Below are 15779 nucleotides of genomic sequence, written 5' to 3' on the forward strand. Positions count from 1 at the left end.
CCGCGGTGGACGTCCCGCTGCGGGCCCGGCCGCCACCCGGCCGCACCGAAGGGCATCGGCCAGCTCAGCTGCACGCCACCCGCATCAATGCGCTTTCTGGAACATGATCGACAGCCGACGGAGCGCGCGGGTCGGCTGAACCCTTCCCCGACGGGTCGTCGGCGTGCGCCGCCGCAGATCAGCAGCATGCACTTCATCGTCTTCTCTTCCTGCCGGGCCTCACCCGTCCGACGAACGGGAACCGGCGAAACGGACCGGGCCGCCCTGGCAAGGCAACTTCATCACAGGACCGCCCGCGCTTGACACGGAGTCGACGCACCAGTTCACTTGGTGTGATCGATCGAAGTCGATCACCGGTCGGTGCCAATGGAGGGACAGCCGTGCGTACCCCACCGCGCTGGCGCGGCGCCACCGCGCTGGCGCGGCGCCGCCGCGCTGACCACCGCTGCACTCATCGCCGTCATCCTGCTCGGCGCCTCCCCCGCCGCCGCGCGGCACGGCGGGCCGGCGACCCCGACCGCGCTCTGGGCCAGCACCAACGGCACCGCGATCAGCCTGACCTGGCAGCAGCCGCCCACCGGGCCGCAGGTCCGCTCCTTCCGGGTGTACGAGGGCGGAGAAGTGGTCGCCCGCACCAGCACCACGTCGACGACGATGAACGTGCCCTTCGGCTCGTCGCACGCGTACACCGTCACCGCCGTCGACCGGCACGGGCGGGAGTCGGCGCCGACCGACCCGGTAACCGGCCGCTCCTGGCTCTCCGGGGTCAACCCGGAGTGCCTGCCGACCCCGACCCTGCCGATCACCGTCACCGCCGCCACCGCGTCTGCGATCTCGCTCTCCTGGCCCCGGCACCCGCTCGGCGGCGAGCTGGAACTGCGGGTGGACGGCGTCAGCCTGGGCTGGACATCGCTGACCAGCGCCCGGGTCGGCGGTCTGGCGCCCGCCACCGATCACCAGATCGGGCTCTACCGGCTCAACCAATGCGGTCCCGGATCCACCGAACCGGTCGGCTCGACCGCCGCCACGACCGCCGCCGGCGATCCCGCGCGGCCCGCCCCGCCTGCCGGACTCACCGTCACCGGGCGCACCGACACCACCATCAGCCTGGCCTGGACCGCACCGGCCGGACCGCCGCCGGCCCGGTACGCGGTCTACGCGGGCGGCACCCGGGTCGCCGTCAGCGCCGGCACAACGGCCACCGTCCAGCGGCTCTTCCACGCCACCTGGCACCGCTTCACCATCGCCGCGCTCGATTCCGCCGGCAACGGGTCGACGCACAGCCCAGCGGTGTCGGCCGGGACCGAGACCTGCCTGAGCAGCCCGCCCAAGCCGGTCGAGCTGACGGCGACCGCGCTCTCCCCGTCGTCGGTGCGGCTGAGCTGGACCTTCGACGCCACCGCCACCTCGTACACGATTTGGGACGGTGACACGGCGGTCGCCACCTCCCGCTACCCGGACACGGTCGTCTCCGGCCTGCCGTCCGCGTCCCGGCACGTCTACCGGGTCAGCGCGACCCTCCCCCAGTCCTGCGGCGAGACCCCCCGCTCCGCCCGGGTGCAGGTCACCACCGCACCCGGTCCCGCCGCCCGGCCGGCGGCACCGGCGTCGCTCGAGGTGACCGGAAACGCCCCCGGCAACTGGCCCACCGACGCCCGGCTCACCCTGGAATGGTCCGCCTCCACCGGAGGCGAGCCCGCCATCAGCTACCGGGTGTACGAGGGCGCGACCGTCGCCGGCGCGACCGACGGGACCCAGCTGACGCTGGCGGTGGGCGGGGCGACCTGGCACACGTACACGGTGGTCGCCGTCGACGCCGCCGGCAACGAGTCAGCGGCCAGCCCGCCGGTGACCGCGCAGGGCATGTTCTTTCCGCCGCCGTAGGGCAGGCGACGCCGCACGGCTGGTAGAGCAGCTTCAGGTTGCAGGGATCAATGACGCCGGTGGCCTGCTGGGACGTGTGCCGTTCGAGAAGTCGGTTTCAACTCCGGCCTCGGACACCAGTTCTGGTGGAGTTCCACCGATCATGAGTCGGACTCAACTCCGCAGCTGTGCGCACACGACATACCTGCTGTTACAGGTGATCGTCGGCACCGGCGAGCCGCACATCGCTGCCGGCGCGCAGCGGCGTGCTCACGGTTGGACCGACCATGACATCACCTCGTCGCCGCGACCGTGAGCAGTTCATCGGCGCGCTCATCCCCACCCCACTTCCCGACCGACCGCGGCCCCGCCCCGCGCCGATACCGGCGCTGCCCGCACCACGCCCGCCAGCGACCGGCCCATCGGAGGAGATCCTGATCGGCACGGCCCGTCCGGACCATCCGGGTCGGGTGACCGAACGCGGCCTGCTACGCGCGCTGCGCTGGGACCCGGGCCACCCCATCGACATCCACCCGCACGACGGGATGCTGGTCATCGCGTCAACGCCGGCGGGGCAGCACGCGGTGGGCAGCCGAGGAGAGCTGCCGCTACCTGCCAGCGTCCGCCAGATGTGCGCGATCGTTGCCGGGCAGCCGCTACTGCTCGCCGCCCTCATCGACCACGACCTGCTGGTGATCCATCCCGCCAGCACCGTCAAACGGCTACTCGCCGACCTCCACACCCGGATCACCGGTGGCCGTCGTGCCGGCTGACCCCGCCCGCGTCGCCGCCGCCCGAGAGATACTGGCCCACTTGGCGTCACCCTCACCGATCTGCAGGCCGAACCCGGTCCACGCCTGCCGACCCTCGCCGAGTACCTGCCAAACGTTATCGCCGCGGCCGGGCCAGCGGCAACGACGTCATCCTCGACGCCCTGCTGCTACGCCTGCACACCGAGACCGCCTGCCGCCGCGGCGGCGCACTCGGACTCCGGCTGACCGACCTGGACACCCACCGCGGGCTCGTGCGACTCACCGAGAAAGGCGCCGCCCTGCGCTGGCAACCGATCACCCTCGACCTCGCCGCGCACCTCGACGACCACGCCCGGACTCGGGGCGCAGTCCTGCCCAGCGACCAACTGTTGCGCTACCGCAACGGCCGACCGATCACCAGCCGCCGCTACGACCACCTGTGGAAACGCATCGGCGAACAACTCCCCTGGGTCGCCACCCAAGGCATCTCCGCCCACTGGCTACGCCACGCCACCCCACCTGGGTCGAACGCCACCACGGCTGCGGCATCGCCCGCGCCTACGCCGGACACACCGACTCCACCGGCCCAGCCACCACCACCTACATCAAAGCCGACCTGCAAACCGTCGCCGCCGCGCTGGCCACCATGACCGGCCGGCCCCACCCACTCGCCACCACCGCATGGACCAACCGGCCTCCCACCGATCGACTCCCGCGACACCCTCAGAACCGGCCGAAGTACCCGACTGGTGACTTCCTCGCCGCTGACCGCGATCACGCGGAACCACGGTTGGAGGTACATCCGCGAGGAATTCGGCGGGAACCGACATGGTCAGCCCCAGCCGATTCCGTCGGTGGGCGTGGACCATGTTGCGCGCGCCGGCCCAGGCGCCACAGGACCGAACTACTCGATCGGAGGGCGTGGCCGACCCGCGCCGCCGCCATTCCACGTTGGACTACGTTAGTCCCGGCGAGTATGTGGCAACGGCATACTCCCGCAGGCCAGCGAGCAAGGTAGCGTGAGATCGATTCACCTACCCTGTCCGTCAAACCGGGTCAGTCCCACTTGACACTCCCTCTCGACCGCCGGATCGGCGTCGCCCCCTCGGCCCTGAGGTCCGAATCTGGTTCCGGCTGATCGGCGTCAGCCGGCCGGCACCAGGAAGCGGGAGACGCTGAGGAGCTTTTCGCGGGTTTCCTCGAGTTCACGTTCGGGGTCCGACTGGGCGACCACCCCGGCACCGGCCCGCAGCCAGGTCCGGCCGGAGCGGCGGAAGATGCTGCGCAACACCAGCGCCGCATCGAGGCTGCCGTCCGAGTCCGCCATCAACACGGCTCCGCTGTAGAGGCCACGTTCCGTCTCGACGCCGCGGATCAGGTCACAGGCGTCGCGCTTCGGGACGCCTGAGGCGGTGATCGCCGGGAAGAGCACCGCCAGCGCGTCCCATCCGGTGGTGTCCGTCGTGAGCCGCCCGCTGACCTCCGACGCAAGGTGCTGGACGCTGCCGCGTTCCTTCACGGACATGAAGTCCTGGACGGTCACCGTGCCGGGCTCGCAGATGCCGGCCAGCTCCGTAGTGGCGTAGTGCACCGAAATGGCGTGCTCGAACACCTCCTTGGCGTCGCGGTAGAGCTCTCCACGCCGGGCGGCGTCCTGGTCGGGGATGCCGTCGAACGCGCGGGTGCCCGCCAGCGGCTGTGTGACGACCCGGCCGTCCGAGTTGACCCCGGCGACGATCTCGGGGCTGAACCCGGCCGCCTCCCAGCCGCCCAGGTCTAGCAGGAAGGAACGCGCGGGGTTGTTGCCGCGACGCCCCTCCAGGTAGGTCGCCGCGAGGTCGATCCGGGTCTGGACGGCAACCACCCGGGACAGGATGACCTTGTCCAGGCGGCCACCACGGATGCTCGCGATCGCCTCGGCGACCGCCTTGCAGTACAGGTCCACCTCGGGGCCGTTCAGGTCGATCTCCACGCGGCCAGGTGTGGACGGCCGGGCGGCAACCTGGGTCGCCGCCATCAGCCTCTCCTGCAAGGCGTCCAGCTCCGGCTCGGTGTCGGCAAGCAGAAGCGCGGAATCCTTGGAGAGCCTGATCTCGCGCTCCGGGACCGCCAGATGGACGGCGTACTCAAAGGTCACCCACCCGTAAGCCCGCCATCTCTCGTAGGGGAGGGCTGCCATCGCCTCCTGCACGCCCTCGAAACCGGGCATGACGACGTTCGCCCGTTCACCCTCGGCGAAGCACAACGCCTCGGGGTACTCGTACAAGACGAAAGGTTGCTTCGTACCTGCCGCGAGCGCCGCGGCGGTGGCGAACCGATCGGCATTGAGCGCAACCCGACGATGTCCCAGAGTCATGACGTTTCCTTGACCAGGCGCTCAACCAGAGCGGCCTTGCTCACCTTGCCGACATTGGTCAGCGGCAGCGCGTCGACGATCTCAAGCCGATCGGGCAGCTTGTACGCAGCCACGCCTCGCTCCCGCAGGAACGCCTTTATCTCGCGCAGCGCAGGTGCGGCTCCTCTGGCGACAACGCAAGCGCAGATCACCTCGCCCATGACCGCGTCGGGCAACCCGACCACCGCGACGTCGTGCACGGACTCATGCGCGAGTAGGTGGTTCTCCAGCTCCTGCGCTGGAACTTTCTCGCCACCGCGATTGATCTGGTCCTTGTTGCGACCCTCGACGATCAGATGCCCGGTCGGCAGCACTCGAACGATGTCTCCGGTGCGGAAGAATCCGTCCGGCGTGAAGGACCGCGAGTCGGCCCGATAGTAGCCACGCAACGTGTACGGCCCTCGGGTCAGCAGCTCACCGTCGACCACCTGGATCTCGTCGCCAGGGCTGAGCGGCCTCCCCTGCGTACCGATGACAAGGTCCTCGGGGTCGTCTAGGCGGGTGAAGTTCAGCAGCCCTTCCGCCATCCCGAAAACCTGCTGCAACGCGCAACCCAGCGTGCCGCGCACCCGCCCGGCGGGCTCCGGGTTCAGCCGGGCACCACCCACCTGCAACAGCTCCAGACTGGACAGGTCAGCACCCATCACGTCCGCGACGTCCATCCACAGCAATGCCACCGGTGGGACGACCGCCGTCACGGTGATCCGCTCACGCTCGATCAGCGCGAACGCGGTGTCCGGGCTCGGATCGGGCGCGAGCACCACCGTGGCGCCCGCGGCCATCGCACCGAGCAACCCGGGGCACGCGAGCGCGAAGTTGTGGGCCGCCGGCAACGCGACCAGGTAGCGGGTTTCTTCGGTGAAGCCGCAGACCTCAGCGCTCGCCCGCGCGTTGTACAGATAGTCGTTGTGCGTACGGGGAATGAGCTTGGGGGTCCCGGTCGTACCGCCGGAAAGCAGAAACAGTGCCGGTTCCGCCGGATCGGCCGCGGGTAGCGACACCGGCTCGCCCTGCGGCACGGCCTCGAACTCACCCGGCTCGCCGACAACGAACACGTGCCGCACAAGCCCGCTTACCGTGCGCGCCAGCGCTCGATGCTCAGGGCTCGAACCGTCGATGATGTAGATCGCTGCCTGGCTCAGCTCGCACAACGGCACGATCTCGCTTTCCCGGTGCGCGGGCAGCGCCAGCACGGGCAGCAGCCGGGCACGCAGCAACGCGAACAGCACCGCCACAAACTCCGGCACGTTCGGCAACTGCACCAGCACTCGCGTGTACGGGTCCAGTCCGATCCCGGCCAGCCCTGCGGCGAGGCGGTCGGCCCACTCGTCAAGCTCCGCCCAGCTCCACCGCCGCCCGTCTGCGGCGATCAGCACCGTACGGGCAGGATGCTTGCGGGCACCTTCGCGCAGCAGCACATCGAGTGGCTCACCGGTCCAGTAGCCGGCCTCACGGTAGTGGTCCGCTAGGTCTTGCGGCCAGGGCTTACAGCCATCCAGCATCAGGGTCCTCCTGTCACGCAGATCGCGTCCGCGGGCGTCCGATCGGCCGCCGGGCGTTCGAAGGTTCCGTTCTCGAGGGTCAGCACGTCGTCCGAGATCCGCCGCACGACGTGGTTGTCATGGGTGATCGAGAGGACGGCCAGCGCCTGGGTGGCGCACAGCTCCCGCAGCAGGTCGAGCACTGCCGCCCGGGTCACCGAGTCCAGCGCCGAGGTGACCTCGTCGCAGATCAGCACACGGGGCCCGGCGGCCAGGGCCCGGGCGATCGCGACCCGCTGCCGTTGCCCGCCGGATATCTCACCCGGTAGCCGCCGGGCATGGTCGACGGGCAGCCCTACCAGCCCGAGTAGCCGGTCGATCTCCGCAGCGAGCTCGGTCCGGTCCGTGATGCCGCGCAGCAGTTTCAGCGGGCGGACGAGCGCCGTCTGGATCTGCTGCCCGGGATGGAGGGTGTCGGCCGGGTTCTGGGGCACCAGTTGGATCGCCGCGCGCTGCCGGGTCGGGCGTCGGCGGGCGCTCGACGCGAGCGGCGTTCCGTCGAGCAGCAACTCGCCGCCCTCCGGCCGGTGCAGCCCGGCGAGGCACCGGGCAAGCGTGGTCTTGCCGCTGCCGGACGAGCCCACCACCGTCAAGCACCGCCCGGGGCGCAGCTCCAAGTCGACACCGTCGAGCACGCGCCGGCCCGCGTATCCGGCTTGCAGCCGCCGGGCCCGCAGAATCGGCGGTTCCAGTGGCGGCTCCGGCCGGGGGCCGGGTTGCGCGACGGCGGCCACGAGCGCGGCCGCCGCCGGGGACTCGGGTCTGGTCAGGACATCCGCCGCCGGCCGGTGCTCCACCACCCGGCCGGCGTCGAGCACCACGATCTGGTCGACAAGGCCCGCGGTGGAGTCGATGTCGTGTGTGATCCAGAGCAGTGCGACTCCGTCGGCGCGCAACCTGCCCAGCTCCGCCCGGAACTCCTCGACCGCGCGAGGGTCGAGCGCCGACGTAGGTTCGTCGAGGACCAGCAGGCGAGGGTTGCGTGACAGCGCCACGGCGAGGGCGCCGCGTTGCTGCTGGCCGCCGGAGAGCTCGGCGGGTCGGCGGTCGCCTAGGGCGGGGTCCAGCCCGGCACGGCGTAGCACGTGGTCGACCGGTCCTCGCAGACCGGCGGCGCTGCGCACGGTGGCCCGCAGTTTCCGGTACGGGTTAAGGCTGCTGCCGGGGTCCTGCCCGACGTAGCCGACGCTGTCCGGCCGGTGGCGCAGGACGTCGCGGCCGTCGACGGTGACGGTTCCCCCGGCGTGCCAGATTCCGTCACGCAGCCGGCCGAGGCAGGCCAGCGCCAGGGTGGTCTTGCCCGAGCCCGACGCGCCGACGACGGCCACCGCCGCGCCGGGTCCGATTTCGAGGTCGACGCCGTCGATGATCGGGCCTGCGGCCGCGTACAGGCGCAGGCCGTTGACTTTGACCAGCGGCTCGCTCATCGCGCCACCAGAGCATCGGAGGCAAGATTCAGCGGTACGGTCAGCGCTGCGATCAGCGCCAGCGGTGCCAGCAACGCGACCGGCTGTAGTGCCGCGCCCGGCAATGCCTGCGCGATCAGGGTCCCCCAGTCGGTGCCGGCGTCGCCCAGTCCCAGGAAACCGGCGGCCGTGACCATGTAGAGCGACACCACGAACCGCAGTCCGGCGTCGGCGGCGACGGTGCCGGCGATCAGCGGCAGGACTTCCTGGCGCAACACCCAACCCCAGCGCTCACCTCGTGCTATCGCGAGTTCGATGTGCGGGCGCCCGATCACGAGGCTGGCGGCGGCGTAGGTGACCCGTGCGGTGAGTGGCACACCCGCCGCGGCGACCGCGATGACCACGCCGCGCCGGTCGGGCAGTGCGGTCAACGCGAGGACCAGCACCAGAATCGGCGGCAGCGCGACTACGGCGTCGAGCGGTCGCAGCACCAGACCTTCGAGGATCCGCCGGTGGGCTCCGGCGAACGCGGCGACCACCCCGGCCGTCACGCCGAGCCCCACCGCGACCGCTGTGCCGAGTGCCGTGGTGGCCAGCATCCCGGGCCCACCGTCCAGGATGCGCGACAACACGTCCCGGCCGAGATGATCGGTGCCGAGCCACGCCTGCGGTCCTGGACCCGCATATGGCGCCCCCACCGGCGTGATCGCCGGATACGGCGCGAACACGGGCCCGGCCAACGCCACGACGACCACCACCGCAGCCACCGCCGTCAACGGCACAACCCGGGCGCGCGGCGTCATGCCGACCTCCGACGAGTTGCCACGGGGAAAACATGCGGGGTCATGTCAGCCTCTTGCGGGTAGTGACCGTGCCGGCGATGTCGGCGGCGACCATGCCGAGCAGGGTGACGGTGCCGAGGACCATGGCCACGGCCTGCGCGACCGGCAGATCACCGCCGCGCACCGAGGTGACCAGCAGCGCGCCGATCCCGGGATAGCCGTAGACCAGCTCGACCAGCACCGCGCCGCCGACCATCGAGGTGGCCGTGACCGCCCAGACCTGGGCCGCGGTCGGCAGGATCGCGGGCAGCACGGCTTGCCGGAAGACCGTCGCCGCGGCGACCCCGTTCAGGCGGAGGAACTCCACGTGCGGTGCCTTCAGGGCGGTCACGGTCGCCGCCCTGATGATCCGGGCGGCGTAGGCGAGGCTGACGATCACCAGACTGGCCACCGGCAGGACCAGCACCTCCGGGTGCGCCAGCGGGCTGTCCCCCGCCGGTACGAGCGAGACCGCGGGAAAGAGGCCGAGGCCGATGGCGAGGGTGGTCACCAGCACGGCGGCGATGACGAACTCCGGCACGGAGACGGTGAGCAGCAGCGCGGCCGATCCGGCCCGGTCGGCCGCCGATCCCCGGCGGGCACCGAGCAGGACCCCGACCAGCAGGGACAGCGGGATCACTACGACGACCGCGGTGGCGGTGAGGACCGCCGAGTTGGCGAGCCGGCCCGCTACCATGCCGGCCACCGGTTGCCCCGTCGCGGAGGTGCCGAGATCGCCGCGGGCCAGGCCGGCCGCCCACTCCTGGTAGCGGTCGAGCACCGGCCGGTCGAGCCCCAGCCGCTCCCGGGCCTGCTCGATTTGCTGCGGCGAGGCTCCGGGACCGAGCCTCGCCGTCACCGGGTCGCCGGGCAGCACGTCGGTGCCGACGAAGACCACCAGGGAGAGCAGCATCAGGAGCAGGACCACCGAGCCGGCCCGGCCGGCGACATAGCGTGCCGGTCTCATCCGGTGAAGCCGGTCTTGCCCAGCCAGGGATACTTCGGCGACTCGCGGGCGAGCAGACCGGTGAGGTTCTCCCTGGCGACGCTGAGCACGTCGCCGCGTCCCCACGCGATCCAGTTGCCCCGGTCGGTCATGACCTTTTGCGCGGTGGCCCACGCCTCGGCCCGCTCCTGCTCGACCGTCGCAGCCAGGGCCACGGCGACGGCGGTTTTGAGCTCGTCGTCCGGGAAAGCGAGTGCCTCGAACGCCGCCGACCGGGTGTAGGTCACCGAGAGCGAGAACGGCCCGAGCGGGAAGGTGACGGCGTCGGCGGTGGCGAGCCCTTCCTGGTCGAAGTACTCGGTCAGGCCGACGATGTCGACGCGGGCGTCCAGGCCCAGTTCCTTGAGCTGCGCAACCCACAGCTCGGCGGAGGAGTTGAGGCCGACCTCGTATTCGGCGGTGCGTACCACGAAGGGCTTGCCGGCCGCTCCGGCCTGCTCGATCAGCTGCTTGGCCTTTGCCACGTCGCGGGCGACGGGGTCGACGCCCTCGACGAAGTACTTGGCGCCGTAACCGAACAGGTCGTTGGCGACGGCGCCGTAGCCGAGGAAGACGGCGTCGACCAGTGCCTGCCGGTCGATGCCGGTACGCAGTGCGGTCCGGACGCGCGGGTCCTTGATCAGCGGCCGGGTCATGTTCAGCACGAACCCGTATGTGGTGCGGGCCTTCTCTGCGGCGGCACGGATCTGCAGGCCGGCGCCGGGCGAGCCGGACTTGGCTGTGGCGTACGGGATGTCGGAGGCGTAGTCGGCCTGCCCGCCACGGACGGCGTTCACCCGGGCAGCCGGGTCGTCGAGGCTGAGTAGGACGATCTCGTCGGCGTACCCGGGGCCGTCCCAGTAGGTCTCCACCCGGGAGAGGCGGGCCTCGCTGCCGGCCTGGTAGGCGGTGAGCTGGTAGGGGCCGGTGCCGACCACCTTGCCGGTCTCGAAGGCCGCCGTGCCCTCCTTGATCACCATGAGTCCGGCGCTGGCGAGGACGGTGGCGGGATCGCCGACGGGCTGGATCGTCGGCACCACGACGGTGTGGGTCCCGGTGGCGCGGGCTGCGGCGAGGTTGAAGTACATCGACAGCTCGCTCGGCATCTGCCGGTCGGGCGCGGCGCGGTGTTTGAAGGTGTGCACCACGTCGGCGGCGGTGAACGGTGATCCGTCGTGCCAGGTGACGTCGGTGCGCAGGGTCAGTGTGCAGTCCGTGCCCCCGGCGCCCGGCTCTGCCTTGAGCGCCAGCGCCGGCTGTGGGCTGCCGTCGGCGAAGACGAAGAGTTGGTCGTAGACGAGCAGAAACCGGGCGAGTTCGACCGGCGTGGTGCCGACGGTTGGGTCGAGCGATTCGTTCGCGCCGCCGCCGGCGAAGGCCAGCCGTACGGTGCCACCGCGGTGGGGGGTGCCGGTCGGCTCGCCGTCACCGGCGCGGGTCAGGGTGGCCGCGGTGCCGTCGCCGCCCGTGCAGGCGGTGAGCAGCGGCGTGGCTACGGCTGTGGCTCCGAGCCCGATCATGCCGAGGAGGCGACGACGGGTGAGGGGTCCGGTGACGAGGGGCGGCATCGAGTTATGTGCCATGTTGTTCCAATCATTTTTGGGGTGTAGCGGTTCGGATGATCTGCCAGCCTTCGGCGGAGCTGCGTTCGTGCCACAGCGCGGCGTACCGGCCGCCGAGGGCGAGCAGTTCCTCGTGGGTGCCGCGTTCGGCGATCCGGCCACGGTCGAGGTAGAGGCTCTGGTCGGCGTCACGGATGGTGGCGAGGCGGTGGGCGATGACCAAGACGGTCCGGTCGCGGGCCAGGTCCCGTACCGCTGCGGTGACCGCGGCCTCGTTCTCGGCATCCAGGGCCGAGGTGACCTCGTCGAGCAGCACGATCGGGGCGTCCTTGAGCAGGGCGCGGGCGATGGAGACGCGCTGGCGCTCGCCGCCGGACAGCAACGATCCGCCCTCGCCGACCCGGGTCTCCCAGCCGTCCGGCAGCCGGTCGACCACCTCGTCGAGGCGGGCGGCCAAGGCTGCGGCGCGTACTTGTTCCTCGTCCGCATCGGGGCGGGCGATGCGGACGTTGTCCCCGATCGTGCCGTCGAAGAGGTAGACGTGCTGAAAGACCATGGCGACGCGGGAGGCCAGCGCACCGGAGCCGATCGCGCGGACGTCGATGCCGCCGATCGTGACGGATCCGGTGCCGGTGTCCCAGAAGCGCCCGGCGAGCCGGGTCAGGGTGGTCTTGCCCGAGCCGGACGGGCCGACCAGAGCGGTCAGAGTGTTCGCCGGCAGTGTCGCGGTGATCTCGTGCAGCACGGTCTCGTCGCCGTACCCGAATGTCACGTCGGTGAAGGCGACTTCGTTGGTGGCGGGGGTCCGCGGCTCGGCGGGCTCGGTCAGCGGCTGCACGTCGAGGACCTCGCTGATCCCGCGCAGCGAGACTCGGGCCAGCGCGGTGCCCTTGCCGAAGGCCGCCAGCATGCTCATCGGCTCGACGAACCGTACGGCGAGGACCAGGATGACGATCAGAGCGGCGGGCTCGATGCCGCCGGTGGTCACGAGCAGCGCGCCGACCGCGATCACCAGCAGGAGGCCGAGCTGCACGATCACCATGAAGAGCGTGTTCGGGCCGGTGGTGCCGTCCAGCTCACGCAGGTTGGCGTCGCGATTCTCGATCAGCGCCTCATCGAGCCGCTGCCAGCCTTCCTGCTGTCGTCCCGCCGCGCGCAGCACATGCTGGGCACGGGCGAACTCGACGATCCGGCCGGCCAGTTCGGACTCCGTGGTGTCGATCGCCTCGTACTCGGGGCGGACCGCCCGCTGCACCCGCCGGTAGGCCCAGACGCCCAGGGGGACGAACGCGACCAGGGCCAGCGCCATCCGCACGTCGACGAAGAGGACCGCGACGAAGACGGTCAGCGGGGTGACCACGACGGTGACGAGTTGGGAGAGGATGGTCCCCGGGACCGTCATGAGGATGGCGGTGGACTCAGTGACCAGTTGCACCAGGCGGCCCTTGGTGGCCTTGTCGAACCAGCCGAGCGGGATCCGGGTCGCGTGCTCGCCGAGCCGGTGCAGCACTCCACCGGCGAGGTTCACGATGCCCACCCGGTAGGCGCGGGCCTCCGTCCACCAGCGCACGACGCCGTGCAGGACGGCGAGCACCCCGGCCGATACGATCCAGGGCCACGCCGCATCGACGTCGCCGCCGAGCAGGGCACGCAGGATCGGGAAGAGCGCCGCGAAGGTCAGACCCTGTAGGACTCCGGCGAGGGCGTAACCGGCGATCTGGCCGCGCAACCCGTGGCCGCGCCCGAGAATCCGATCAAGATCGTCGATCACCGCACGATGCCTTCCGTATGCGTGGTCTGCTGGGCACGCCACATGCGTGCGTAGAGGCCGTCCTGGGCAACCAGGTCGTCGTGCGTCCCGCGTTGGACGACCCGGCCGCCGTCGAGCACCACGATCTGGTCGGCGAAGCGGATCGTGTGCAACCGGTGCGCGATGACCATCAGGGTGTTGCCTTGCGCGGCGAGTTCGCCGAGCGCACGTTGGACCGCCGCTTCGCTGTGCGGGTCGGCGTGGGCGGTGGCCTCGTCGAGGATCACGATCCGTGGGTTCTGGACGATCGCGCGGGCGATGGTGATCCGCTGCTGCTCACCGCCGGACAAGTCGCCGCCGCCAGCCCCGAGGACGGTGTCGTAACCCGCCGGCAGTGCTTCGATCACGGCGTGGATCTGGGCCCGCCGGGCCGCCGCCACCACGTCGTCGTCGCTCGCCCGCGGCGAACCGATCCGGATGTTCTCCCGTACGGTGTCACGCAGCAGAGCGATGTCCTGGAAGACGATCGCCATCGTCCGCAGCAGGTCGGCGGAGTCCAGCTCGCGCAGGTCTGCGCCGCCGAGGCGGATAGCGCCCGAGTCCACGTCCCAGAAGCGGGGCAGCAGCCGGGCCAGGGTGGTCTTGCCGGAGCCCGAGGGGCCGACGATTGCGGTCACCGTCCCGGCCGGGATGGTGAACGAGACGTCCCGCAGCACCGGGTGGCCGGGGTCGTACCCGAAGGACACGGCGTCGAACTCAATGTCGGTCCCGGCGGGGGTCACCGGCATGACCGGTTCGGGCAGGCCGGGCTCGGCGAAGACGCGCCCGATGCGGGTGGCACCGAGCTGACCCTCGCGGTAAAGGTTCGCCATTGTGCCGATGTGTAGGGCGGCGGCCGGCACACCCAGGCCAAGGACGAGGAACGCGACGAGGCCGGCCGGTGTCGCCCAGCCCGCCGGGAGCATCGCGGCACCCGCGGCGGTCAGGAAGACGATCATCGAGGCGGGCGAGAAGAGGACCGTCAGCAGCGAGGTCGATCGGCCCATCTGGGACATCCAGCGCAGGCAGACCTCGACCATGGTGTCGACCGCACGGGTGTAGCGGTCGAACGCGCGGGCACCGGACCCGTACGACTTGACCACTTCGATGCCGTCACCGAGCTCGACCGCCGCCGCCGCGAGGTCGCTGGTGGACCTGTTCCAGGCGGCGATGTTCTCCCGGTAGCCACGGCTCATCGCCGGGGCCGCGATCATCATGCAGGCGATAAGGTAGCCGACGAAGACTAGGCCCAGACGCCAGTCGACGGCCAGGAGGTAGCCCACGGAGACGACCGGGGTCAGCACGGCGGGGATCAGATCGGCGGGCAGGTGCGCGACGAGCAGGTGCATGCGTTTCACGTCGTCGGTCATCGCCTGTTTGATCGCACCCGAGCCGCTGGTGGTGAACCAGCCGAGCCGGACGCCGGTGAGGTGCCGGGCGAGCCTCGATCGGATCAGGTACTTGAAGTTGGCGTCGGCGACGTGGCAGATGGCGATCGCCGCGACGTAGAGACCGAAACCAATGGCGGCACCGGCCGCGCCGACCGCCGTCCAGACCCAGATCGCCCGGTCGCTGCCGTCCTGCAGGAGCTGCCGGGAGATCTCGACGAGCGCGACGTAGGGCATCAGCCGCAGGGGCACGGAGAGTGCCGAGAGCAGTGCGCCGAAGACCAGGCGCCCCCGCACCAACGCGAGGGTCCGGCCCAGGGCACCCTTGGTGACCAGATTGTCCGGTCCACTGTCCGGTGGAGCGGGGTTCAAGGCAGGTCCTTCCGTGGTGCCTAAGCCGTGGCGGCGGCCCAGATAGAATTGGAACGGTGTTCGCTTCTGGGCGACTGTACCCAGACGAGAGAACTTAGGCAACCCTTACTTGCCAACCGAGTTTATACGGAGAGTGACATCATCGCCGCAAAGAAGTACAAGACGGGTGTCACGCGTGACGCGGTGGTCGCCACCGCCCTGGAGTTGACCCGGCAGCACGGCCTCTACGGCTGGTCCGTCCGCGACCTGGTCAGGACACTCGGAACGGCCACCTCCGTGGTCTACACAAAGGTCGGCGGCAAGGATGCGCTCTGCGAGGCGGTGGTCGAGCACATCTTCACTACCCGTGAGTTGATTGTGACCGACGACACGCTCAGCTGGCAGGAGTGGTTCAGCCGGACACTCCTCACCCTTCGCGACGAGCTGGTGCACTATCCCGGGGTGGCCAAATGGCTGACCCTGCACGGTGGACCCACTTTTCCGGGTGTCGTCGAGCGTCTGCACCACGGCCTGGAGAAGCTGCATGCCGCCGGCTTCGGTGACAACTCGGTTTCGGTCTTCGCGGCCCTGATGACCACGGCGATGAACACCATCACGATGTCGGACGAGCGGCTGAGCCACGAGGACGACGGCCCCCGCGATCACAGCCACATCGTCGACCGGCTCTCGCGCGCTGGCGACGAGAGCACGGCGGTCCAGGGCTTCCGCGAGTTCAGCGAGGGTTTCGCCGGCCGGCCGGAGGAAAGCGACGCGCGTCGCCGGGAGTACTTCACTCTCGTCATCACCACGATGATCACCGGCTTCGCCCACCAAGGGGACGGCATGCGAACGAACAGGCCAAACTGACCTGTATGGACAGTAGACCGCCGGGTCGGAGCCGCCCGAACGATCCTTGGCACAACTTA

12 protein-coding genes are annotated in these 15779 nt (G+C 70.5%); 4 read left to right on the forward strand and 8 right to left on the reverse strand.

Features of this window, described 5'->3' with window-relative positions; translation table 11 throughout:
- The first annotated feature begins 360 nt into the window (after positions 1-360).
- The 3 genes from EDC02_RS11370 (at position 361) to EDC02_RS41565 (ending at position 3265) form a co-directional block, all read left to right on the forward strand.
- Positions 361-1884: a fibronectin type III domain-containing protein gene (locus EDC02_RS11370; RefSeq protein WP_148083422.1), complete on the forward strand. Its 1524-nt coding sequence runs from the start codon at positions 361-363 to the stop codon at positions 1882-1884.
- A gap of 266 nt (positions 1885-2150) precedes the next feature.
- Positions 2151-2636, forward strand: coding sequence for a hypothetical protein (locus EDC02_RS41560; RefSeq protein ID WP_148083423.1), 486 nt, complete (start codon positions 2151-2153; stop codon positions 2634-2636).
- Positions 2637-2809: 173 nt separating this feature from the next.
- On the forward strand, positions 2810-3265 hold the full coding sequence (locus EDC02_RS41565) for a site-specific integrase (RefSeq protein WP_233606381.1): 456 nt from the start codon (positions 2810-2812) through the stop codon (positions 3263-3265).
- Positions 3266-3759: 494 nt separating this feature from the next.
- On the opposite strand, the gene EDC02_RS11380 is transcribed toward EDC02_RS41565, so the two are convergent.
- The 8 genes from EDC02_RS11380 to EDC02_RS11415 form a co-directional block, all read right to left on the reverse strand.
- A complete protein-coding gene (locus tag EDC02_RS11380) occupies positions 3760-4881 on the reverse strand; it encodes a salicylate synthase (protein ID WP_233605867.1) in 1122 nt (373 codons plus the stop codon).
- 86 nt (positions 4882-4967) lie between these two features.
- A complete protein-coding gene (locus tag EDC02_RS11385; RefSeq protein WP_123601918.1) occupies positions 4968-6512 on the reverse strand; it encodes a (2,3-dihydroxybenzoyl)adenylate synthase in 1545 nt (514 codons plus the stop codon).
- The gene (locus tag EDC02_RS11390; RefSeq protein WP_123601919.1) at positions 6512-7978 is read right to left on the reverse strand and encodes an ABC transporter ATP-binding protein; all 1467 of its coding nucleotides are present in this window, start codon (positions 7976-7978) and stop codon (positions 6512-6514) included. Before EDC02_RS11390 ends, EDC02_RS11385 begins: the two co-directional genes overlap by 1 nt.
- Positions 7975-8760, reverse strand: a complete 786-nt coding sequence (locus tag EDC02_RS11395) for an ABC transporter permease subunit (protein WP_123601920.1) — start codon at positions 8758-8760, stop codon at positions 7975-7977. The genes EDC02_RS11390 and EDC02_RS11395 overlap by 4 nt, the downstream gene beginning before the upstream one ends.
- Positions 8761-8800: 40 nt before the next feature.
- Positions 8801-9745, reverse strand: coding sequence for an ABC transporter permease (locus EDC02_RS11400; protein ID WP_123601921.1), 945 nt, complete (start codon positions 9743-9745; stop codon positions 8801-8803).
- A complete protein-coding gene (locus tag EDC02_RS11405) occupies positions 9742-11283 on the reverse strand; it encodes an ABC transporter substrate-binding protein (RefSeq protein ID WP_123601922.1) in 1542 nt (513 codons plus the stop codon). Before EDC02_RS11405 ends, EDC02_RS11400 begins: the two co-directional genes overlap by 4 nt.
- Before the next feature lie 73 nt (positions 11284-11356).
- Positions 11357-13096, reverse strand: coding sequence for an ABC transporter ATP-binding protein (locus EDC02_RS11410; RefSeq protein WP_123601923.1), 1740 nt, complete (start codon positions 13094-13096; stop codon positions 11357-11359).
- On the reverse strand, positions 13093-14874 hold the full coding sequence (locus EDC02_RS11415) for an ABC transporter ATP-binding protein (protein WP_123601924.1): 1782 nt from the start codon (positions 14872-14874) through the stop codon (positions 13093-13095). The genes EDC02_RS11410 and EDC02_RS11415 overlap by 4 nt, the downstream gene beginning before the upstream one ends.
- Positions 14875-14901: 27 nt before the next feature.
- On the opposite strand from EDC02_RS11415, the gene EDC02_RS11420 reads away from it, so the two are divergent.
- Entirely contained in the window at positions 14902-15720 is an 819-nt protein-coding gene (locus EDC02_RS11420) for a TetR/AcrR family transcriptional regulator (protein WP_123601925.1), read from the forward strand.
- Positions 15721-15779: the final 59 nt, after the last annotated feature.

Origin of the sequence: Micromonospora sp. Llam0 (assembly GCF_003751085.1) — a bacterium.
Classification (GTDB): Bacteria; Actinomycetota; Actinomycetes; order Mycobacteriales; family Micromonosporaceae; genus Micromonospora_E.

Excerpts from the sequence above, each read along its gene's own strand:
- EDC02_RS41560 (WP_148083423.1), top strand. The coding sequence starts at position 2,151 with ATGACATCACCTCGTCGCCGCGACCGTGAGCAGTTCATCGGCGCGCTC.
- EDC02_RS11385 (WP_123601918.1), bottom strand. The coding sequence starts at position 6,512 with ATGCTGGATGGCTGTAAGCCCTGGCCGCAAGACCTAGCGGACCACTAC.
- EDC02_RS11390 (WP_123601919.1), bottom strand. The coding sequence starts at position 7,978 with ATGAGCGAGCCGCTGGTCAAAGTCAACGGCCTGCGCCTGTACGCGGCC.
- EDC02_RS11395 (WP_123601920.1), bottom strand. The coding sequence starts at position 8,760 with ATGACGCCGCGCGCCCGGGTTGTGCCGTTGACGGCGGTGGCTGCGGTG.
- EDC02_RS11400 (WP_123601921.1), bottom strand. The coding sequence starts at position 9,745 with ATGAGACCGGCACGCTATGTCGCCGGCCGGGCCGGCTCGGTGGTCCTG.
- EDC02_RS11405 (WP_123601922.1), bottom strand. The coding sequence starts at position 11,283 with ATGATCGGGCTCGGAGCCACAGCCGTAGCCACGCCGCTGCTCACCGCC.